At 63.1% G+C, this 21,151-nt stretch carries 20 protein-coding genes; 3 read left to right on the top strand and 17 right to left on the bottom strand.

Features of this window, described 5'->3' with window-relative positions:
• Nucleotides 1–2: 2 nt before the first annotated feature.
• The 6 genes from BUE09_RS03930 to BUE09_RS03905 all read right to left on the bottom strand — a co-directional run bounded on the left by BUE09_RS03930 (nucleotide 3) and on the right by BUE09_RS03905 (nucleotide 6,599).
• Complete coding sequence (locus BUE09_RS03930) at nucleotides 3–1,259, bottom strand: NnrS family protein (protein WP_073299372.1); 1,257 nt, start codon at nucleotides 1,257–1,259, stop codon at nucleotides 3–5.
• A complete protein-coding gene (locus tag BUE09_RS03925; RefSeq protein ID WP_073299371.1) occupies nucleotides 1,253–2,077 on the bottom strand; it encodes an ABC transporter ATP-binding protein in 825 nt (274 codons plus the stop codon). The genes BUE09_RS03930 and BUE09_RS03925 overlap by 7 nt, the downstream gene beginning before the upstream one ends.
• A complete protein-coding gene (locus BUE09_RS03920) occupies nucleotides 2,074–2,865 on the bottom strand; it encodes an ABC transporter permease (RefSeq protein WP_073299370.1) in 792 nt (263 codons plus the stop codon). The genes BUE09_RS03925 and BUE09_RS03920 overlap by 4 nt, the downstream gene beginning before the upstream one ends.
• Nucleotides 2,862–3,854, bottom strand: coding sequence for an ABC transporter substrate-binding protein (locus tag BUE09_RS03915; protein ID WP_073299369.1), 993 nt, complete (start codon nucleotides 3,852–3,854; stop codon nucleotides 2,862–2,864). The genes BUE09_RS03920 and BUE09_RS03915 overlap by 4 nt, the downstream gene beginning before the upstream one ends.
• Complete coding sequence (locus BUE09_RS03910) at nucleotides 3,854–5,917, bottom strand: TonB-dependent receptor plug domain-containing protein (protein WP_073299368.1); 2,064 nt, start codon at nucleotides 5,915–5,917, stop codon at nucleotides 3,854–3,856. The genes BUE09_RS03915 and BUE09_RS03910 overlap by 1 nt, the downstream gene beginning before the upstream one ends.
• Before the next feature lie 112 nt (nucleotides 5,918–6,029).
• Entirely contained in the window at nucleotides 6,030–6,599 is a 570-nt protein-coding gene (locus BUE09_RS03905; protein ID WP_073299367.1) for a DUF6436 domain-containing protein, read from the bottom strand.
• Nucleotides 6,600–6,685: 86 nt separating this feature from the next.
• On the opposite strand from BUE09_RS03905, the gene bipL reads away from it, so the two are divergent.
• Nucleotides 6,686–7,624: a phospholipase BipL gene (gene bipL / locus BUE09_RS03900; protein WP_073299366.1), complete on the top strand. Its 939-nt coding sequence runs from the start codon at nucleotides 6,686–6,688 to the stop codon at nucleotides 7,622–7,624.
• 25 nt (nucleotides 7,625–7,649) lie between these two features.
• On the opposite strand, the gene BUE09_RS03895 is transcribed toward bipL, so the two are convergent.
• Nucleotides 7,650–8,402: a hypothetical protein gene (locus tag BUE09_RS03895; RefSeq protein ID WP_073299365.1), complete on the bottom strand. Its 753-nt coding sequence runs from the start codon at nucleotides 8,400–8,402 to the stop codon at nucleotides 7,650–7,652.
• Between the two features lie 107 nt (nucleotides 8,403–8,509).
• Here BUE09_RS03895 and BUE09_RS03890 point away from each other — a divergent pair, with 107 nt between their 5' ends.
• The gene (locus tag BUE09_RS03890) at nucleotides 8,510–9,118 is read left to right on the top strand and encodes a 2OG-Fe(II) oxygenase (protein WP_073299364.1); all 609 of its coding nucleotides are present in this window, start codon (nucleotides 8,510–8,512) and stop codon (nucleotides 9,116–9,118) included.
• Between the two features lie 61 nt (nucleotides 9,119–9,179).
• On the opposite strand, the gene dctM is transcribed toward BUE09_RS03890, so the two are convergent.
• From dctM to rfbB, 9 genes are all read right to left on the bottom strand, one after another.
• Nucleotides 9,180–10,460, bottom strand: coding sequence for a C4-dicarboxylate TRAP transporter large permease protein DctM (gene dctM / locus BUE09_RS03885; RefSeq protein WP_073299363.1), 1,281 nt, complete (start codon nucleotides 10,458–10,460; stop codon nucleotides 9,180–9,182).
• The gene (locus BUE09_RS03880; protein WP_073299362.1) at nucleotides 10,461–11,087 is read right to left on the bottom strand and encodes a TRAP transporter small permease; all 627 of its coding nucleotides are present in this window, start codon (nucleotides 11,085–11,087) and stop codon (nucleotides 10,461–10,463) included.
• Between the two features lie 240 nt (nucleotides 11,088–11,327).
• Nucleotides 11,328–12,323, bottom strand: a complete 996-nt coding sequence (locus tag BUE09_RS03875) for a TRAP transporter substrate-binding protein (protein ID WP_073299361.1) — start codon at nucleotides 12,321–12,323, stop codon at nucleotides 11,328–11,330.
• Nucleotides 12,324–12,705: 382 nt separating this feature from the next.
• Nucleotides 12,706–14,097 (bottom strand): sigma-54-dependent transcriptional regulator, encoded by a 1,392-nt coding sequence (locus BUE09_RS03870; RefSeq protein ID WP_073299360.1) that lies wholly within the window; start codon nucleotides 14,095–14,097, stop codon nucleotides 12,706–12,708.
• Nucleotide 14,098: 1 nt separating this feature from the next.
• Nucleotides 14,099–15,898 carry a sensor histidine kinase gene (locus BUE09_RS03865; RefSeq protein WP_073299359.1) on the bottom strand — a complete coding sequence of 600 codons (1,800 nt, stop codon included), beginning with the start codon at nucleotides 15,896–15,898 and terminating at the stop codon, nucleotides 14,099–14,101.
• A gap of 107 nt (nucleotides 15,899–16,005) precedes the next feature.
• On the bottom strand, nucleotides 16,006–16,917 hold the full coding sequence (gene rfbD, locus BUE09_RS03860) for a dTDP-4-dehydrorhamnose reductase (protein WP_073299358.1): 912 nt from the start codon (nucleotides 16,915–16,917) through the stop codon (nucleotides 16,006–16,008).
• A complete protein-coding gene (gene rfbC, locus BUE09_RS03855) occupies nucleotides 16,914–17,459 on the bottom strand; it encodes a dTDP-4-dehydrorhamnose 3,5-epimerase (protein ID WP_073299357.1) in 546 nt (181 codons plus the stop codon). Before rfbC ends, rfbD begins: the two co-directional genes overlap by 4 nt.
• Complete coding sequence (gene rfbA / locus BUE09_RS03850) at nucleotides 17,456–18,328, bottom strand: glucose-1-phosphate thymidylyltransferase RfbA (RefSeq protein WP_073299356.1); 873 nt, start codon at nucleotides 18,326–18,328, stop codon at nucleotides 17,456–17,458. Before rfbA ends, rfbC begins: the two co-directional genes overlap by 4 nt.
• Complete coding sequence (gene rfbB / locus BUE09_RS03845; protein ID WP_073299355.1) at nucleotides 18,325–19,395, bottom strand: dTDP-glucose 4,6-dehydratase; 1,071 nt, start codon at nucleotides 19,393–19,395, stop codon at nucleotides 18,325–18,327. The genes rfbA and rfbB overlap by 4 nt, the downstream gene beginning before the upstream one ends.
• A gap of 331 nt (nucleotides 19,396–19,726) precedes the next feature.
• Between rfbB and BUE09_RS03840 the strand changes: the two genes are divergently transcribed.
• Nucleotides 19,727–20,026, top strand: coding sequence for a hypothetical protein (locus BUE09_RS03840; protein WP_073299354.1), 300 nt, complete (start codon nucleotides 19,727–19,729; stop codon nucleotides 20,024–20,026).
• Here the strand turns inward: BUE09_RS03840 and BUE09_RS03835 are convergent.
• The gene (locus BUE09_RS03835) at nucleotides 20,023–21,150 is read right to left on the bottom strand and encodes an ABC transporter permease (protein ID WP_073299353.1); all 1,128 of its coding nucleotides are present in this window, start codon (nucleotides 21,148–21,150) and stop codon (nucleotides 20,023–20,025) included. The genes BUE09_RS03840 and BUE09_RS03835 overlap by 4 nt on opposite strands.
• Nucleotide 21,151 lies beyond the last annotated feature (1 nt).

Genomic DNA, 21,151 nt, shown 5'->3' with positions numbered 1-21,151 from the left:
GCTCAGGTCCGGCAGCCCGAACCCGTGCTGTGTTCATCCATCGGTTCTTCACATCCCGTACCACCGTCCGGGCGCGGGCGCAGCCAGATCGGTGCCAGGTAGCGCAATGCCAGGCCGAAAGCAGCCAGCCAACCGAGCCCGGCGAGCATGTTCAGCAGCGGCACCGGTGCGCCAGGCAGGCCGGCGCTTGCGCGCAGCAGCGCGGCAAACATCAGCAGGCCGGTGGCGGTCGGCACCCAGCGCCGCTGATCCAGTGTATAGCCACTGTGGGTACGCCCGGCGATGCACAGCACCGCGAGAATCGAGACGCCCATGGCCCCGAGTGTCAGCAGATGGCGGCCGGCGCTGCTGACAAAGCCGTCCGCTAGCAGCGAGACACCCAGTGCGCCATAGCCCAGCGCCATCAGCCAGTAGACGCTGTAGAGCATCAGCGACCAGCGCTCCAGCAGCGCCCGGCCGATGTGCCAGTCGTTGAGCAGATTGAACAGGGCGGCGGCTGTGGCCAGGGCCAGCCAGCCGTTCAGCGGGGCCGGCAGTGCCAGCCATTCGGCGAGAGTGAACAGGCTGATGCAGAAGATCGCCAGGTTGCGTCGTGGCGGACGCGCGCGGTAGTCGTCGTCCACGTCGTGCCCGGCATTCCGGCGTGCCTGGATGGCGTCGTTGAGAATGCGCATGGAGATTCGGCTCATGGCGACCACGATCAGCACCATCATCACGCCGATGCCAGCGTACAGCCAGCGCATCGGGTATCGGCCGCCGACGGCATCGAAATGAAAGCCCACGGTCACCAGCGCCAGCGCGCCGAGCCCGCCGAAGAAGCCGTACTGCCGACGCAGCGGGTCGCCCAGCAGGCGCGGTGTGAGCAGCACAAGCAGAGCGATGGCGAAGGCACTGTTGAACAGCGCCGCCGGCCACGGCCCCATAACGCCGGAAAGCCAGAAGCTCAGCCTGGCGGCTAGCCACAGCAGCAGAAAGCCGAAGCCCACACGCCGACCGAACGCTGCGGTAGCAGTGAATTCCGGCACCGCGGTGAGAACGAAGCCGGCGACCGCCGCCAGGCCGAAGCCGAGCAGCATTTCGTGGGCATGCCAGACCATTGGTCCACCCGGCACGCCTGGCAGCGGCAACCCGAACCCGAAAAAGCCCAGCCAGAGTGCGATGCCGGCCACAGCCAGCAGCACGGTGGCGAGAAACAGCGGGCGGAAGCTGCACAGCAGCAGCGACCAGTTGGCGAGTCGCGGCGATAAGGTTTTCAGCATCGTGAGCGTGCTCTGCTGGCGAGGGGTAAGGGTGCCGCCTCGCGAATCGCGAATTTGGCGGCGCCAGGCAAGGTCTGCGGCGCGCGGGTGGCCAGGCCGAAACTCTCACGTACGGCCGGCAACTGCAGCAGCTCGGCGGTGTGCTGGTAGATCCAGGCATCGTTGCGCTGTACGGCTGGCAGATCCAGCTCCAGGTGGCTGACGATGCGCCCCGGCGCCGCCGCCATGACCAGGATGCGGTCAGCCAGGCGCACGGCTTCCATCAGGTCGTGGGTGATCATCAGCACGCCCATGCCGCGTGCGGCCTGCTCGGCCAGCAGCAGGGCGTAGAGGTCTTCCTTGAGGCCGATATCCAGCGCGGCGAAGGGTTCGTCGAGCAGCAGCAGGTCCGGCTGCAGCACCAGTGCCCGCGCCAGCGACACGCGGCTCTGCATGCCGCCGGAAAGCTGATGCGGAAACTTGCCGAGATCGCCGCTGGCGAGGCCCAGGCGCAGCGCCAGGGTACCGGCCTGCTGCAGACGTTTCTGTCGCGGCATACCTGCCGCCTTGAGCCCCAGGGCGATGTTGTCGAGCGTGGTTTTCCACGGCAGCAGCCGCGGTTGCTGGAACATGCTGGCGGGGTTGCCGAAACCGTTGTCGATGCGACCTTCCTGCACGTCCAGCAGCCCCGCGCAAAGATGCAGCAGGGTGGTCTTGCCGCAGCCGGAGGGGCCGACCAAGGCGACCACTTCGCCCGCGGCCAGGTTGAAGTTGATGCCGCTGAATATCTCGTCGCGGCCGAAGGCGTGGGCCAGGCCGTGGATGTGCAATTGCGTCATGAGGACACCTCGCGCCAGCGCTCGACTTCGCGCTTGATCGGTTCCAGCAGCAGGTACTCCACCGCCAGCAGCAGACCGACCACCGCGGTGATCCAAGCCATGGTGGCGCTGGTATCAAGGTGCGAGCGCGACACCGCCAGCGCGGCGCCGACACCATCCTGGGTGGCGAGCAGTTCGGCCATCACCACGATTTTCCAGGCCATGGCGAGTGCGGTGATCCAGGCGGGGAACAGGTAGGAGACGACGTGGGGCAGATAGACATCGAACAACAGCATCTTCCGTGGCAGGCGAAATGCCAGGGCCATGTCCTTGAGTTGGTTATCCAGTGTGCGGGTGCCTTGCAGCGCGCCGACGAATACCAGCGGAAAGCTGGCGATGAACACGGTGAACACCGGGGTGCCGTCGCTGGCGCCGAACCAGAGCATTGCCAGTACCAGCCAGGCGATTGGCGGCATGCCCATGAGTACGGTGATCAACGGCCGCGCCATCATCGAGGCGGTCATGGAAACCCCGGCGGCAAGCCCCATCACGCTGCCGACCACCACGGAAAGAGCGAAACCAAGCAGGGCCCGGCGACTGGTGGCTAACAGCTCCGGCCAGGCGGCACCTTCATCGATCAGTTGAAGTAGACGGGAAAAAGTGTCCAGCGGCGCCGGCAGAACCAGCGCGCCATAGTGACTGGCGACTGCCTCCCAGCCCGCCAGCAGCAGAAACAGGCTGGCCAGCGCGCCCCAGCCGCTCCACAGATAGCCGGGCAGGCTGGTCAACCAGCTGCGCAGCAGGCTCATGGCTGATCGCTGACTGGCGAGTAGAAGTCATCCGGAGGCAGCTTGCCGCCGATCAGCGCCGGATTCTTTTGCAACAGCAGCTCGAACAGATACTCGACTTCCGCCCGTGCCTCGGCAGCGGACACTGCTTCCATCTGTGCCACCGCCAACGAATCGATTACCGCTTCGGCGCTGAGCATCGGCAGATGACTGGCGACCAGCTGGCCGCAGCGCTCGGCGTTGGTGCTGCACCATTGCAGCGAGTCGGCGTAGGCCTGGGCGATCCGGGCGGTGATCTGCGGCTGGTCTTTCACGCTGGCCATCAGCGCGATGCCGGCCTGCGGTATACGCGCTTCGCGCTGTAGCAGGCGGCCCCATTCCTGTTGCAAATTGACGCTGCGATACAGGTCCGGCGCGATCAGTCTCAGCGGCCCTTCGCTGGCCTTACGCAGCGCCATGGAAATGGCCGGCTCGGCCAGCAGCGCGTGATCGGTACGGCGCATCAGCAAGAGCTGCATGGCGTCGATGGGGGTGGCGACGTAGCGCAGGCGCAGGTCCTTACGCACATCGATGCCGGCACGCTCGGCCAGCAGGCCGAAAAGAATGTCCGGCATGTCGCCACGGAACGGCATGGTGATTTCCTTGCCGCGCAGGTCGTCCAGGGTGGTCAGGCCCTGTTCGCGGGACACCAGCCAGAGCAGACCCCAGGTCGACACGTTGAGCATGCGCAGCTTGGCGCCGCGGTTGTAGAGGTTGGCGGCGACGTTGACCGGCATGGCCAGCACGTCCGCCTGCTGGTTCAGCGCCAGCAGGCGCAGCTGGTCGGGATCGCGCCAACTGACAAACTCCACCTTGTCCGCCAGGTCGTCCAGCGCACCGGATTCGACCATGTGGATCAGCGGATTCGACACTGAAGAGGAGGGGCCGGCCAGGACCAGGCGCGGCAGCTTGTCTGCCAGTGCCGGCGCGCCAGCTACCAGCAGGAGAACCATCAGTAGGTGGCGGAGCATCAGAAGCTCCCGCTCAGTGCAACGGTGATGCCGCGTCCGGGAGCTTCCAGTTCGTTACCGCTGATGCCATCAGCCAGATGCTCGTGGTAGGCCTTGTCGAACAGGTTGCTCAGGCGCGCATCGAGGTTGGCGCTCTGCAGCACGCCGATATTGCCGAAGCCCCAGCCGAGGCTGGCATCGGCGGTAACGAAGCCTGCGGTACGGTCCTCGCCGCCGCGGGTGAACTCGGTCGCTACACGATCCTGCTCAGCGACGGCACGCAGCTGCGCATGCCAGTAGAGGCCGCGCTCGGCTGGCTGGCCGATGCCCAGGGTCAACTCGTGGGCTGGCATCTGGTGCAGTGGTTCGTCGTCCTGTTTGTTCTCCCCGCGCAGCCAAGTGAAGCTGCCGTCCACCACGAAAGCGCCGACGCCCTTGCTGGCGCTGCCTTCAAGGCCATAGATCACCACTTCATCGAGGTTCTCGGTGCGCTTGATCGGCAGCCCGTTGGGCGCGTTGGTGCCGGTCACACGGCCGGCGATGTAATCGTCGATGCGGGTGTGGAAGGCCGCCAACTGATAAGTAAAATCACCATCGTCGCCCTTGAGCCCGAGCTCGAAGCTGGTGGAGCGTTCGGCATCCAGCTGCGGATTACCGAGGTGAAAATAGCCGTCACCGCGCGGCGCGTCGTCGTAGCGCTCGCGCATGTCGGCGGCGCGGTAGGCCTGGCCGATGTTGGCATAGAGGTTGAGGGTGTCTGTCAGCGGGTGCAGCGCGCCCAGCGACCACGACAGGTTATGGTCGGTGCTGTTCAAACCGCTGGTTTTCAGCGATGGGCCGTTGCCCTTGACGCGGGCATCGGCGCTGATGCGGTCGTAGCGGGCTCCCGCGGTGAACTGCGTCTGGCCAATGTCGAACTCGTCCTGTAGGAACAGTCCGTAGGATTCGATCTCGGCGTCCTTGAAGGGGTCGTTGCGCTGGTTGTTGTTGAAGGTCGGCGGGCCATCCACGTAGCGCTCTGGATCGCCGGTCATTTTCCAGCCGTCGACGCCCACCGTCAGTAGGTGATCGGCGATCGGCACTACCCAGCTCGAGCGCAGCCCGTGGGTGATGAAGCTGACGTTGTTGCGTACATAGTCGCGATCGAGCCGCTCGGAGTAGGCACGTATCTCGCGGTAGACCTCCTGCCGATAGAGTTCGGTGGCCAGAGTGCCTTCACCGAGGCCATTTTCCAGGCCGATCTGGAATAGCTCGCGCTGCTGTTCCGGCGAATGGATGGTCGCGGTGCCGAGTGGGACCGGGATGCCGGCGCCGCCCGGCTGCCCGCCGGTACGCGCCGAGCCCGGGTACCAGACGTCGCGGTCGGTGTGGCGCTGGACATTCAGGTTGACGCTGACATCCTCGGCCAGGCGTTGCTTGTACTTGAACAGCAGGGTGTCGGAGCTGTACCCGGTGTTCTTCTCGGTGCCACTGGGGCTCTTGTAGTCGCTGACCTTGCGCCCGGCAACGCCCAGCACCAGGGCATGATCGGAGCTGGAGTCGCGCAGCAGCGTAGCGCCGGTAAAGCCTTTGTCGACGCTGCTGGCGCTGGTGGAGAAGCGGCCGCTGCGTTCGTCCTGCTCGGTGAAGCGCGCCTGTGGCGTGATCAGGTTGACCACCCCGCCCATGGCGCCGCTGCCGTACAGCACCGAGCCCGGACCCTTGACCACTTCGGCGCGTTCCAATAGCCCGAGATCGAGCTGCGAGGCCAACGAGCCTTGCGGCTGGCCGGAGTTGACCCGTACGCCGTCAACCATCAACACCACGCTTTCCTTCTTCATGCCGCGTAGCACCGGATTCTGCCCCCAGGCGCCGTCGCTGTGCACGGCGAGCCCGGGCTTGCCGCGGAACAGGCTGCCGGCCGGCTCGGCCCCTTGCGCCGGGTGTGGCTGCAGCACTTCGATGGCCTGAGGAATGTCCTGCGCCGCGGCCTCGTAACCTTTGGCGGTGACGACGGTTTCCTGCAGCTCCAGCGGAGCGGCGAGGGCCGAGGTGGTGCTGACGGCCAGGCAGGCCAGGGCGAGCGGGTGAAGGCGGAGGATCATCAAACGGCTCCCGAATGGTGCGTCGGCAGCGATGCCGACTTGAATGGGAGCGATTCTCTTTCAGGTGATAATAATTATCATTTGATCGTGATCAAGTTTGCGGAACATGCCGCTACTCTTGCCAGTCGCAGAAACAGGCCACCGCCAGCGAATGGGTAGCGCGGACCTTGCGCCCGGTGAGTACTGCATCGAGGATCGGCTCGACGAAGCTGTTGTCCGAACTGCACACCGCACCCTCACTGTAGGGGCCGATATAGACCAATTCACCCCGTTGGTCCCAGATGCCAACGGCGGGGCTGGCGGGCAGCAGCTCGGAGCCGGGCGGGGCGCCCAGCGGTTTCAGTGCCGCCAGCGGCTGCGGCAGGCGGCCCTTGCTGCCCGGCTTGCGCACTTCATAGAATTCGACCGGCTGCCCGGCGAAGCGCTTGATCAACTCCTCCAGATGCTGCTGATTGCCGACGTTGCACGGGCAGCTCGGGTCCCAGAAGTGGACGAAGCGCACCGGTCCAGGGCCCTGCAGCTCGGTTGGCAGGCGCAGCACATCGCCGGAGAACAGCTCGGCGCGCTCGTTCTCGAACGTTCGTAGGTAGCGCGCCTCGAACCACCAGAAGGCGGCCAGCATGGCGCCGCCCCAGAGCAAGGCAACGAGCGCTGCGATCAGATACTTGTTGCGTACGGACATGATGGCGCTCTTGGATGGATGCGCCAGCTTGCCACGTCGCGCTGCAGAGCTGAATATCCCGCTTACCCTTAGCAAGAAAACCGTTCATGCCTTCGCGAATCGATCCCGACGCGCTCCGCGCGCAATTAAGCCCGCTTCGCCACGTAGCCGAGCTGACCGCCGATGCACGTTTCTATCAGACCTACTACGGACTGGATCTGCCTCACCACGGCGGTATCCAACGGCGTCTGGGGCGGTTTCAGGTACACGGTTACGAACTGGTGGCGCAGAGTTGGTGCCCCGAACAGCCGGTCGCGACACTGCTGATCTTTCACGGTTACTACGACCATATGGGCCTGTACCGACACGTGGTGGATTGGGGGTTGCGCATGGGCTTCGCCGTGCTCGCCTGCGACCTGCCGGGGCATGGGCTGTCCAGCGGGCCACGCGCCAGCATCAACGAATTCGATGAATACCAGGCGGTGTTGCAGGGCCTGTTGCATGAAGCCGCTGCGATGAATCTGCCGCAGCCGTGGCATCTGCTGGGCCAGAGCACGGGCGCTGCCATCGTGCTGGATTATCTGCTTTGTCAGCCGATGCACCCAGCGCTGGGGCAGAGCGTTCTGCTGGCGCCGCTGGTGCGGCCGCGCGCCTGGGGATGGTCACGCCTCAGTTACGAAGTGATGCGGCGCTTCGTCAAGCAGATTCCCCGAAGTTTCAGTGAAAACTCAGGCGATCCGGCGTTTCTCCAGTTCATCCAGTCCAGTGATCCACTGCAGCCGGATATCTTGCCAACCGCATGGGTGGGCGCACTGTCGCGTTGGATTCAGCGTATCGAAGGCGCGCCCGCCAGCCCGCTCAGTCCGTTGATTGTCCAGGGTGAGGCCGATATGACGGTCGACTGGCAACACAACCTGCCGGTCCTGCAAGACAAGTTCGCCGCCCCGGAAATTCTTCGGCTACCGACGGCGCGGCATCACCTGGTCAACGAGCAGGAAGCCCTGCGCCATGAATATTTCGGATTTCTCAGCGAGCGCTTGAAATAGCTCGGCGCGCTCGCTGAAAGGCCGCTTAAGCCTGGGTCTCGTTGCCGCTCAATCCCACCGCAAGCCCGGCACGCAGAGCTTGCAGCGCTGCGCTGTAGTATTGCTGGCCGGCTTCCGACTGGGCGAACTGAACGAACTCCTCCAGTTCGGCATCAGAAAGGTCGCGGTAGATGTACAGCAGCGTGTTGTCCAGGTCGCTCTCGACCTGCTGCTGCAGACGTTCGCGCTGGCTTTCCAGCAAGCCCTGCGCCTGGCCACCGCCGAGCAGGCCCGGAATCATCTGGCTGAGGCTGTCGGCCGCGACGCCGGCCAGCGCCAGGCTGACCTCCGCACCCGCTTCGGCAGCCGGTATCGCCTGGGCCAGATGACGGATCAGCAACTGCCGGTTGCTGCCGGCTTCGATGCGCGGAATGCCGTTTTCATATCGCGCCAATTGCTCGCGGCGCCCGGCCAACGTCTCGGCCGCCACCACCTTATGGCCTACTGGTGACTGGAAAAAATCCAGCGCAGGTTGCGGGTTGGCGAGGTTGTCACGCAAGGCCTGCTTGGCCCGCTGATCGATGGCGTTGACCGCGAAACGGCGATTGCTGTTGGTTACCAGCGCCTGGTACACAGCAGGTGGCAGAGTGTTCTTGTAGCGCTGCTGGGCGGCGGTCAGGGCATCGCTGAAATTGGCGCGTTGTTCGGTCCAGCCTGCAGTTTCGTAAAGCTCGTCATAGGTATCGGCGAGGGTGCTGCAGCTGAGGGCAAGTAATACACAAGCGATTAAAGCGCGCATGGAAGCTCCTGTTGGCGGGCCGTTTATTTTCAGCGCCCTGACGGCTGCTGTCGAGGCGCGAAAGCGCTGCTGCTAGACTCCGAAACAATCCTTTCGGAGTCTCTTCCTTGCAGTTCGATCCCATCATTGACGACCTTGCCGAGCATGGCTGGTCGCTGCGTCATTCATTCCTGTCAGACGATCTGACCCTTGGTTTGGCAGCGGAGTGCCGCAAGCGCGAATTACAAGGTGACCTGGCCCCGGCCGGTATTGGCCGCGGCGACGCGCTGACGATTCGCGAAGGTATCCGGGGTGACCAGATCCAGTGGCTCGAACCGGGACAGTCGCAGTTGTGTGACAGCTACCTGGAGCTGATGGATGGGCTTCGACAACGTCTGAACCAGACGCTGTTTCTTGGCCTGGAAGAGTTCGAATGCCATTTCGCCCTGTACCCGCCGGGTGCCTTCTACAAGACCCATCTGGATCGCTTCCGCGATGACGACAGCCGCTGCATCACCGCAGTGGTCTACCTCAACCCGGACTGGCAACCGGCTGATGGCGGTGAGTTGCGCATGCATTTCGCTGACGGTTCGCAGCGCGACATCCCGCCGCTTGCGGGCGATTTGCTGGTTTTCCTGTCGGGTGACTTCCCTCACGAAGTCTTGGTCACCCGTACCGACCGCCTCTCGCTGACGGGCTGGTTTCGCCGGCGTCCCGCGGATGTACTCGCCCTGTAGCGCAGAGCAAAAAAAGCCCGGCGCGAGCCGGGCTAAAGGGAAACGGTGTTGCCGACGCGCGTTACATGCCGAGCAGGTTTGGCAGCGCCAGGGAAATTGACGGCACGTAAGTGATGATCATCAGGAAGGCCAGCAGCAGCGTGAGCCACGGCATCACGGCGCGGATCACCTGAGTCACCGGCATGCCCGTTACCGCGGAGGCAACGAACAGGTTCAGGCCCACCGGCGGCGTAATCAGACCGATCTCCATGTTGACCACCATGATGATGCCCAGGTGGATCGGGTCGATGCCCAGCTGCACGGCGATCGGGAACAGGATCGGCGCCAGGATCAGGATGATCGCTGACGGTTCCATGAAGGCGCCGGCCACTAGCAGCACGATGTTCACCACCAGCAGGAACATCCACGGTTGCAGTCCGGCTTCGAGCACCATGGCGGTGATCTGCTGCGGGATCTGCTCGGTGGTTAGCACATGCGCAAAGAGCATGGCGTTGGCGATGATGAACATCAGCATGATGGTCAGCTTGCCCGACTCCAGCAGTACCTTGGGGCAATCACGAATCGTGATGTCCTTGTAGACGAACAGCGCGATGAAGGCCGAGTACACCGCGGCTACCGCCGCCGCTTCGGTCGGCGTGAACATGCCGGAATAGATCCCGCCGAGGATGATCACCATCAGCAGCAGGCCCCAGATGGCCTTGCGTGCGGCAGACAGCCATTCGCGGAACGTCGCTCGCGGCAGCGCCGGCAGGTTCTTTTTCACCGCGATGATGTAGATGGCGATCATCAGTCCGAGCCCCAGCAGCAGACCCGGCACGACACCCGCCATGAACAGCTTGCCCACGGAGGTCTCGGTGGCGGCGGCGTAGACCACCATGACGATCGACGGCGGGATCAGGATGCCCAGCGTACCGGCGTTACAGACGATGCCGGCGCCGAATGCTTGCGGGTAACCGGAGCGGACCATACCGGCAATCGCGATCGAGCCCACCGCGGCGACCGTTGCCGGAGAGGAACCGGACAGCGCAGCAAACAGCATGCAGGCCAGTACGGCCGCGATGGCCAGGCCGCCGCGGATATGACCGACGCTGGCGTTGGCGAAGTCGATGAGTCGCTTGGCGACACCGCCGGTGGTCATGAATGCGCCAGCCAGCAGGAAGAATGGTATCGCCAGCAGCGTGTAGTGCTCAGAGGTCTCGAACAGCTTGATCGCCAGCGAGGTGACCGAATCCGGGCTGAACAGGAGGATCGTCAGCGAACCGGCCAGGCCGAGGGAAACGGCCACTGGCACACCGATGAACATCAGCGCGAAGAGCGCGACAAAGAGGAACAGGATGGTCATTTATTTCGGCTCCTCTGCGCCCAGTTTCGCGGCTTCGGCGGCTTCGTCTGCCAGGCCCAGGCCGGTTTGCTCGTTACGTACGATGCGCACGAAGATTTCAGCGAAACGGATGAAGACCATGGCGAAACCGATCGGCACGATCATGCCGATGTGCCATTGCTTGACGCCGAAATGACCGAGGTCTTCCGCGCCGATGTTGGCGGTGAACAGTGCCGAGATCCAATTGAAGCTGGCAAACGCCAGCAGGCCTGCATAACCGAGGCAGAACAGGCAGGCAACAAAGCCGATGTAGCGCTGGACGCGGCGCGGCGCCAGTTTGACCAGCGCATCGATGCCGATGTGGCCAGCGGTACGCACTCCGTATGCCAGGCCGGAGAAGATCAACCAGGCGAACAGCGCCTTGGTCAGTGCCGTGCTCCAGGTCATCTCTTGCGCCAGACCGATGGTGAAGTCACCCATGGCGAAGAACAGATCGCTGGCACCTTCATAGCGATCGCCGAGGCTGTAGAACACGGTGTAGAGGTTGTTCAAGACCACATAAACGAAGGTCACCAAGGTCATGGCGGCCAGAAGGAAGGCGATAAACGCTTCTTCGAAGTGGTCCCAGACGCGCCAGAGGGCGTTCATGGATGACATCTCCTGATGGATTACAGTGTTTCGGTGGGCGTACAGAACGTGCGCCATGGGCCGGTCGGGTGACCGGGTGACAGAACAATGAAAAAACTCTTGTTTTACAGGCATCTGGCTCGGGATCACCGCGCCGTAGGTGTCGCCTGGCTGGGTTGTCTTTTCACTGGTCTGTCGATGTGGCTGGTATTGCTCTAGTCGGAACGCGGAGGGCAGCTTGTGGCTGCCCTCCGGCAAGGCTTACTTAGCCTTGTTGGCTTCTTCGGCGGCCTGGATCAGGTCGGCACCGATGTCGTTCTCGAACTTGCTCCAAACCGGCTTCATGGCTTCGCGCCACTTGGCACGCTCTTCCGGAGTCAGAACGAGGATTTCGGTAGTGCCGGCAGCCAGAATGTCCTGCTTGGCTTTCTGGTTCAGGTCATCGGCCTGCTTGTTCACCTCAACGGTGACCTCATCGATGATCTGGTCGAGCTCGGTGCGCACGTCTTCCGGCAGACCTTCCCAGAACTTGGTATTGGTGATCAGCATGTAGTCGAGCAGACCGTGGTCGGACTCGGTGATGTGCTTCTGCACTTCATGCATTTTCTGCGAGTAGATGTTCGAGTAGGGGTTCTCGGCACCGTTTACAACGCCAGTCTGCAGGCCCTGGTAGACCTCGGCGAAGCTCATCTTGCGCGGGTTGGCGCGCAGGGCCTTGAACTGCTCGTCCAGTACGGCGGAAGCCTGTACGCGGAACTTCAGACCACGGGCGTCTTTCGGCTCACGCAGCTCTTTGTTGGCCGACAGCTGCTTCATGCCGTTGTGCCAGTAGGCCAGGCCGGTGATGTTCTTGTCTTCCATCGAGCTCAGCAGCTTCTGGCCGGCATCGCTCTGCTGGAAGCGGTCAACCGCCTGGATGTTGTCGAACAGGAACGGCAGGTCGAACACCTGTACGCCCTTGGAGTAATGCTCGAACTTGGCCAGCGACGGCGCGATCAGCTGTACGTCGCCCAGCAGCAGTGCTTCCATTTCCTTGCCATCGCCGAACAGCGAAGAGTTCGGGTAAACCTGCACTTCCACCTTGCCGGGCAGACGCTCTTCAACGAGCTTCTTGAACAGGTTGGCACCCTGACCTTTCGGGGTGTTCTCGGCGACCACGTGGGAGAACTTGATCAGGATCGGATCGGCGGCCTGGGCCAGGCTTGTGATACCAAGGGACAGAGCGCAGGCAAGCGCTGTGGCAGTCAGCTTGAACATTGTTGTGTTTCCTCTTGTTGTGGAGTGAGCCACTGCACCGGGGCAGGCAGCTCGGCTGTAACCAGCAAGACAAGTCTAGGCGTCATTGAATAAATCGCTGCGCCAGACGACGACTCGGCTTGTCGGTCCATGGAATAGCGGGAGCAAGTGCTGTGCCAGAATGGCTGCCTGCCTCCCGTGACGCGGCAGTTTACTCGCATGATGGCAAAATACTGACGAATGCTTCTCAGCTGATCCGCTCTAGCCCGCAAGCTCTACCCATATTCTCGTGACGCGGATGACGGGATTGAATGCAGTCGCAAAGCTGTTTCGGCAGCATGTCCGCAGGCGGCGAAAAGGCAGATGTTCTGAACGTCGTCCAAGATTGGCGGAAAACCGCCAGCTATTCGCCATCATCAGGCGGGGTTCCGCCAGCATCATTGAATGCCAGGCCGTGCTTGCGCAGTTTGTCGTGCAGTGTCTTGCGTGGCAGGCCCAAGGCTTCGGCAACGCTGCGCAGCGAGCTATGAGGTCGCGCCAGTTCGGCTGCGATCAAGGCACGCTCGAAGGCTTCCACCTGCTCACCCAGCCCACTGGCTCCAACGGCACCGCTGTCGTCGGCGGCGCGAGCGGAATCATCGAGCCCCAACTCGAGACCCAGCGCGAAGCGTTCGGCGGTGTTCTGCAGTTCCCGCACATTGCCTGGCCAGGCATGCCGAAGCAGCTGAGCCCGCTGCTCCGCACGCAGTTCACGGATCGGCAGGGCGTGGCGGTTGGCGGCGGTTTCAGCGAAATGCTGGAACAGGAACAACAGGTCTTCGCTGCGTTCACGCAGCGGTGGGATACGCAGCGGCGCGACGTTCAGGCGGTAGTAGAGGTCGGCACGGAAGCGGCCCTGGTCAGCGGCCTGGCGTAAATCCTCCTTGGTCGCAGCGATCACCCGGATATCCAGCGGGATCGATTGGTTACCGCCCAGTCGCTCGACCACGCGCTCCTGCAGCATGCGCAGCAGCTTCACCTGGACATCCAGGCTCATGCTCTCGATCTCGTCGAGGAACAGCGTGCCGCCGTTAGCGAACTCGAACTTGCCGATGCGGCGCTTCTGCGCGCCGGTGAAGGCTCCGGCTTCGTGGCCGAACAGCTCGCTTTCGACTACCGACTCGGCCAGCGCCCCGGCATTGATCGCCACGAATGGCCCGTTGCGACGGCTTGAAAGGTCGTGCAGCGCACGGGCTACAACCTCTTTGCCTGCCCCGGTTTCGCCAAGAATCAACACATCGGCCTGGGTTCCGGCAAGCGCGCCAATCTGCTCACGAAGGCGTTGCATGGCGGCAGATTGGCCAAGCAGGCGGGTCGACAGTTGTTGGCGGTCGGCGAGCGCCAGCCGCAGGCTGCGGTTGTCCAGCACCAGTTGGCGCAGGGCAAGGGCGCGGTGCACGCTATCGAGCAACGCCTCGCTGGGAAAGGGCTTCTCGAGAAAGTCATAGGCGCCGGCCCGCATGGCTTGAACCGCCAGCTGGATATCGCCATGGCCGGTAATCAGCAGAACCGGCAGCTCGCGGTCGATCGCGTGCAGCTGTTGTTGCAGTTCCAGGCCGTCGATGCCGGGCATGCGGATGTCGCTGACCACCACGCCGCCCCACTCCACGGGCAGTATGCCTGGCAAGCCGCGCGCATCGCTCAGACTGAGCACCTTGAGCCCGGCGAGGTCAAGCGTCTGGCTCAACGCCTTGCGCAGATGCGGATCGTCATCGACCAGGATGACCTGAGTCTGCGGGTCGATCGGGTGGGTCATGCTAGTCCTCGCTCGGAAAGGCGACGCCGGGGTCGGCGCAATGCAAATAGAGACTGATCTGCGCGCCGCCTTCGGGATGGTTGGCCAAGGTCAGTTCACCGTCCAGGGCGCGGGCCAGGGTATCGCAGATGGCCAATCCCAAGCCCAACCCCTGAGCGCTGGTCTTGGTAGTGAAGAAAGGCTCGCGGGCACGCTGCATCGCCTCGTCGGAAAAGCCCGGGCCGTTATCGCGCAAGGTCAGCAGCACACCCTCGCCCTGGCGCTCCGCGCGCAGCCAGATGCGCCGCACCGGCGGGCGCTCCACCAGGGCGTCCAGCGCGTTGCTCAAGAGGTTGGAGATGATCTGCCGCAGCCGCGTCTCGCCGGCCTGCACCCAGAGCGTGGCGTCGGGCAGGTCGCGAATCAGTTCGACGCCCATGGCCTGGCGTCGCTTGGCCAGCAACGCCAGCGCGTCGTCCAGCGCCGGCTGTAACGCGACCCGCTCCGGTGCATGGCGGTCGCGCCGGGCAAACGCGCGCAGATGAGCAATGATCGAGGCCATGCGTGCGGTCAGCTCACTGATCAGCTTGAGATTGTCGCGTGCCTCGTCGTTGCGCTGCTGGTCGAGCAGGACGCCGGCATTGTCGGCATAGCTGCGGATCGCTCCAAGTGGCTGATTGAGTTCATGGCTGATGCTGGCGGACATGGTGCCGAGTGCCGACAGCTTGCCGGCCTGCAACAGCTCGTCCTGTGCACGGACCAGCTCCTGCTGGGCTTGCTCGCGCTCCAGTACCTCCTCCTTGAGTCGGCTGTTCAGGGCTTCGAGGTCCTGTGTCCGCTCCTGCACACGGCGCTCAAGCTGTTGGCGCGCCTTGGCATCCAGGGCGATGCGCTCGAGGTAATGGCGGCGCCGTTGCATCAGCAAACCAAGCAACAGCAATAGCGCGGCGAGGGTGGCGGCGCCAATCGCGACGACCGTCTGCACGGGACGCTCGACCAGGCTGATCGGCGCCAGGATGCGCACCGTCCAACCGGTTTCCTTGAGTTCACGGCTCTGAATCAGCCAGGTATCGATATCGAGGGTCAGGTCACGGGGTTCGAGCGTGGGGTAGGGGCGGTCGGAGGCAATCTGCTCACGCTCCTCGGCATCCAACGCGCGGCTGGCGCGGAACCGCCATTCCGGCTTGGAGGTAAGAATCACCACGCCGAAACCGTCGGTCACCATCAGTTGCTCGGGCGTGCTGCCCCATAGCGTCTCGGTATGGTCCAGGTCCACCTTGACTACCAGTACGCCAAGGGTTTCGTCGCCATCACGTACCGCAGCCCCGAAATAGTAGCCGCGCTTGCCAGACGTGGTACCGAGGCCGAAGAAGCGGCCCAGCTCGCCGGCCATGGCTTCCCTGAAATAGGGCCTGAAGGCGAAATTGCGACTGACGAAGCTGTCTTCCTCGTTCCAGTTCGACGCGGCCAGAGTATTGCCGTCAGGCGCCATCAGATAGATCACATCGGCGCCGGTTTCCTTGCGCAGCTGATTCAGCAGGCGGTTGGCCTGGTCCTTGGCGGCTGGGTCGTCAGGCTGGCGCAGCGCCGTACGCAGGGTCGGCAGATCGCCGAGGATGCGCGGCAGCACTTCATAACGGCGCAACGAGCCGAGCAGGTTGGCGACGTAGAGGTCGAGGGTCTGGCGGTTCTGTTCGATCAACTCGTTGCTGTAATAACGCTCCGCCAGTTGTTGCAGCGGCCATAGCAGCGGCGCCAACAACAGTGCAACCAGCGCAAGGTTGCGCCAGCGAGGACGGCGGGGGGAATCGGGTGAGGTCATGCAAATGCGCCTGTGGTTCGGGCGCCATTATGCACGTCCGGCCAACGTCGGTGCTTACTGCCGGGTGAACGGGACGGTTGCCTGCGAGTTCGGCACTGTCGGTGAGATCAGACGCTTTGCGCAGCCGCTGCGGCGTGATCTGCCTGGACACGGGACACACTGCCAAGACACTGGTGCAGGGCGGTTTCCCAATCGGGCAGCGAAATCTGCCAGTCATGCTGCAAACGCGTGCAGCTGAGGCGGGAATTGAGCGGACGCTGAGCTGCCGTGGGGTAATCGGTGGACAGTATCGGCTCGACCCGTGCGCGCAACAGGCCCTGGCTCTGCAGGTGCTGGGCGATATGGCAGGCGAACCCATACCAGGACGTCTCGCCGCTGGCGGTCAGGTGGTAGAGCCCACCAGGCCCACCGCTACCAGAGCGTCGTTTACGCACTATCTCGGCGGTGACTCCGGCGATCGTGCCCGCCCAGGTGGGCGCACCGATCTCATCATCGACCACCGACAGCGCGTCGCGCTCCTGCAGCAGGCGCTGCATGGTCAGCAGAAAGTTGCGCCTGTGCAACGAGTAGACCCAGCTGGTGCGCAGGATCAGATGGTCACCGCCGACGGCCTGAATCGCTTGTTCACCGGCCAGCTTGCTCGCCCCGTATACGCTCAACGGAGCCGGCAGATCCTCTTCCGTGTAGGGTTCGGTCTTGCTGCCGTCGAAAACATAATCAGTGGAGTAGTGGATCAGCGGTACATCCAGGGCTGCCGCCTCCTCGGCGAGTACACCAGGGCCGGTAGCGTTCACGGCGAAGGCTCGTTCGGGGTCGCCTTGCGCCGAGTCGACGGCCGTATAGGCGGCTGCGTTGATGATCAGATCAGGGCGTAGCAGACGAACCTGTCGACGGATCTGTGTCGGTTCGGCCAGGTCCAGCAGCTTATGACCGAGCGCAAGCACCTTGCCTTCACCGGCAAGCGCCAATTGCAGCTCACGGGACAACTGCCCCGTACTGCCGGTGATAAGGATCTTCATGCGAACAGCTCCGCTTCGCTGAGTACCTTGCCGTCGATGTCTTTCTGCGACAGCTGAGGCGGCTCGGTGAATGGCCAGTCGATGCCGATCTGTGGGTCGTTCCAGAGCAACGAGCGTTCGTGGGCGGGTGCGTAGTAGTCGGTAGTCTTGTACAGAAACTCGGCGCTTTCGCTGAGTACCACGAAGCCATGCGCGAATCCTTCCGGAATCCACAGTTGGCGCTGATTTGCGGCACTCAGATGGACGGCAACCCAGCGCCCAAAGCTCGGCGAACTGCGGCGCAAATCCACGGCTACGTCGAACACTTCCCCGGCCACCACCCGCACCAGTTTTCCTTGCGGCTGCTGGATCTGATAGTGCAGCCCCCGCAGCACACCACGCTGGGACTTGGAGTGGTTGTCCTGAACAAAGCTGCGCTTGACCCCCGTCGCGGCCTCGAAAGCCGCGGCGTTGAAGCTCTCGTAGAAGAACCCGCGCTCATCACCGAACACCTTCGGCTCGATGATCAGTACGTCAGGGATCTCGGTTTCGATGACTTTCATGCATCTTCACCGGCGAGCTTGAACAGGTACTGGCCGTAGCCGGTCTTGCCCAGCGCATCGGCGCGCTGCAGCAGCTGCTCACGGTCGATCCACTTGTGCTGGTAGGCGATCTCTTCCAGGCAGGCGACTTTCAGGCCCTGACGGTGCTCGATGGTCTGCACGTACTGTGAGGCTTCCAGCAGGCTATCGTGGGTGCCGGTATCGAGCCAGGCGAAGCCGCGACCGAAGCGCTCGACGTTGAGGTCGCCGCGCTTGAGGTAGGCATTGTTGACGTCGGTGATCTCCAGCTCGCCGCGCGGCGAAGGCTTGATCGACTTGGCGATCTCGACCACGTCGTTGTCGTAGAAATACAGGCCGGTCACCGCGTAGCTGGACTTCGGCTTGGCCGGTTTCTCTTCGATCGACAGCGCCTTGCCGTTTTCGTCGAAATCAATGACGCCGAAGCGCTCCGGATCCTTGACCCAGTAACCGAAGACCGTAGCGCCCTTTTGCTGGGCCGAGGCGCGCTGCAGCATTTCGGTGAAATGCTGGCCGTGGAAGATGTTGTCGCCGAGGATCAGGCACACCGGGTCGTTGCCGATGAACTCTTCACCGATCAGGAAGGCCTGCGCCAGACCGTCCGGTGATGGCTGCTCGGCATAGCTGATGCTCACGCCGAATTGGCTACCGTCGCCGAGCAGGTTCTTGTACTGCGGCAGGTCCTGCGGCGTGGAGATCAGCAGGATGTCGCGGATCCCGGCCAACATCAGTACCGAGATCGGGTAGTACGCCATCGGCTTGTCGTAGATCGGCAGCAGCTGCTTGGATACGCCCAGGGTGATGGGGTGCAGACGGGTACCGGAGCCTCCGGCGAGGATGATTCCTTTCATGCGTTCTCCAGCGCGCCAAGGCGCTCACGTTGATAGCTGCCGTCCTGAACGCGACGGCACCATTCCAGATTGTTCAGATACCACTGTACGGTCTTGCGCAGGCCGGTCTCGAAGGTTTCCTGCGGGACCCAGCCCAGCTCGCGTTCGATCTTGCTGGCGTCGATGGCGTAGCGCAGGTCGTGGCCTGGGCGATCCTTGACGAAGGTGATCAGGTCTTCGAAGCGCTCGATGCCGGCAGGCTTCTGCGGCGCCAGCTCTTCGAGCAGCGCGCAGATGCCGCGCACCACGTCGATATTCTTCTGCTCGTTGTGACCGCCGATGTTGTAGGTCTCACCGACGGTGCCTTCGGTCACGACCTTGAACAGCGCACGCGCATGGTCCTCGACGAACAGCCAGTCACGTACCTGGGTGCCGTTGCCGTAGACCGGCAGCGGCTTGCCATCCAGCGCGTTGAGGATCACCAGCGGGATCAGTTTCTCGGGGAAGTGATAGGGCCCGTAGTTGTTCGAGCAATTGGTGATCAGTACCGGCAGCCCATAGGTACGCTGCCAGGCCCGGACCAAGTGATCCGAAGAGGCCTTGCTAGCGGAATAAGGCGAGCTGGGCGCGTAGGGTGTGGTTTCGGTGAACAAGTCATCGACGCCGTGCAGATCGCCGTACACCTCATCGGTGGAGATATGGTGGAAGCGAAAGGCTTCGCGGTGCTCTGCTGGCAGCGACTGCCAATAGGCACGCGTCGCCTCAAGCAACTGATACGTACCAACGATGTTGGTCTGGATAAACTCAGCCGGGCCGTCTATCGAACGATCGACATGGGATTCGGCGGCCAGATGCATGATGGCGTCCGGCTGGAATTCCAGCAGCGCTTCGCTGACACGGTCGCGATCGGCGATATCGGCTTGCAGAAATTGGTATCGGTCGCTGTTATGAACTTCGGCCAGCGACTCGAGATTGCCGGCGTAGGTCAGCTTGTCCAGGTTGAGCACGCTGTGCCCGGTGTCTTGGATCAGATGGCGGATCAGAGCAGAGCCGATGAATCCGGCTCCGCCGGTAACGAGAATGCGCATGATTGAGTGGCTTCCTTGGCGCGCTACAGAGCTACAGGCTCTTGGCATGTCGGCAGGATAGACCCGCCGAAAATACAAAAATTCCCGCTCACGACGGTGAGCCACGAGTGGGTGTGAATGTGCCGGCCGGCGTGGTCCCGCCAAACCGCTGGACAGAGCCTTGTTCCCCCGGCACGGGCTGGTCGTCATTTTCCCGCTGGATTGCCGTGCGTGCCTCACGCTCGTCAGCGGTCAGCCCAGACGCCGCGATTATTCGACCAAAGCGGCGATGCAAAATGGCCGCAAAAATGCAGTAACATCACGGCGATATCAACCCTTGGGTGGCAATGGAATGCACACTTGTAACGATCAACTGGCCGAGCTTCTGAGCTTGACCGTACGCAGTCTGTCGCAACTGAGCGACGCCCTGACCACCCATTCATTCGAAATGATGGCCAGCGAGGACCCCGGCGTACGCATCGCCAGCCGCCGCATGGTGTCGCGGGTGGCGCAGATCCAATCAAGCTTCGACCGCCAGCTGCAGTTGGTCGGCGCCCTGACCGGGGTAGAACCCGCCGCGGGTGGATCAGTGTTCGAGGTCGAATTGCAACCGTCGCCCGAGGTTGACCCGTCTACCGGCTACGACCGCTAACGCAACGACTGACGCAAACGTGACAACGCACCGACGAAAAACACCGCGCCGATAGCCAGCAGCGCCAGCAGTTGTGGCCAGATCACCGAGACGCCGGCGCCGCGGAAAAGAATGGCCTGCGCCAGTTCGACGAAATGGGTGGTCGGTGCCGCCAGCATGATGTGCTGGATCAGCGCCGGCATGCTTTCGCGCGGGGTCACGCCACCGGAGAGAATCTGCAACGGGATCAGCGTGAGAATCACCAGCAGACCCAGTTGCGGCATGGAGCGCGCCACCGTGCCGAAGAAGATGCCCATGGACGTGGCAGCAAACAGATGCAGCGCGGCGCCGCCGGCAAACAGCAGCAGCGAGCCCTGAATCGGAATGTCGAGCCAACCCTCGACCACGAAGCGCAGCGCGAACGCCGCGGCCGCCAACACCACCAGTCCCATCGCCCAGACCTTACCGACCATGATCTCGAACGGCGTCACCGGCATCACCAGCAGGTGCTCAATGGTGCCGTGTTCACGCTCGCGAATCAGCGCAGCGCCAGTGAGGATGATCGCCAGCATGGTGATCTGGTTGATCACCTCGTTCACGGCACCGAACCAGGCGCGATTCAGGTTGGGGTTGAAGGCCGTGCGCACGACGGCTTCGACCGGCAGGGCATCAACGCTGCGGTAGCGGCGGACGAAGTCAGCGGTCTCGCTGGCGATGATCTGCTGAATCTGGCCGGCGCCGGTGAACGCCTGGCTGACCTGGGTGGCGTCGACATTGAGCTGGATTGTCGGCTGGCGACCGGCCAGTAAATCTGCCTGGAAATTCGGCGGGATGTTCAGGGTAAAGGTGTAGAGACCCGCATCCATGCCGCTGTCCATCCGCTGCAGGGTGATGGCCTTGGGCTCAATGAAGTAGGGCAGCTGGAAGGCGTTGACGATGCGCAGCGAGGCCTGCGAGCGATCCTCATCGACTACGGCGATGCTGGCACGGTGCGGTGCCTCGGGCACGGCGGTGGCGCCTTCGTAGATGGCCAGGGTGAACGAATAGATGATCAGCACCAGCATTGCCGGATCGCGGTAGAGGCTGCGCAGCTCTTTGAGGCCGAGCTGGATGATGTTGCTGAGCTTGCGGCGGACATTGGCCATG

This window comes from Stutzerimonas xanthomarina DSM 18231 (assembly GCF_900129835.1).
GTDB lineage: Bacteria > Pseudomonadota > Gammaproteobacteria > Pseudomonadales > Pseudomonadaceae > Stutzerimonas > Stutzerimonas xanthomarina.
This window is presented reverse-complemented; position numbering and strand designations above follow the sequence as displayed.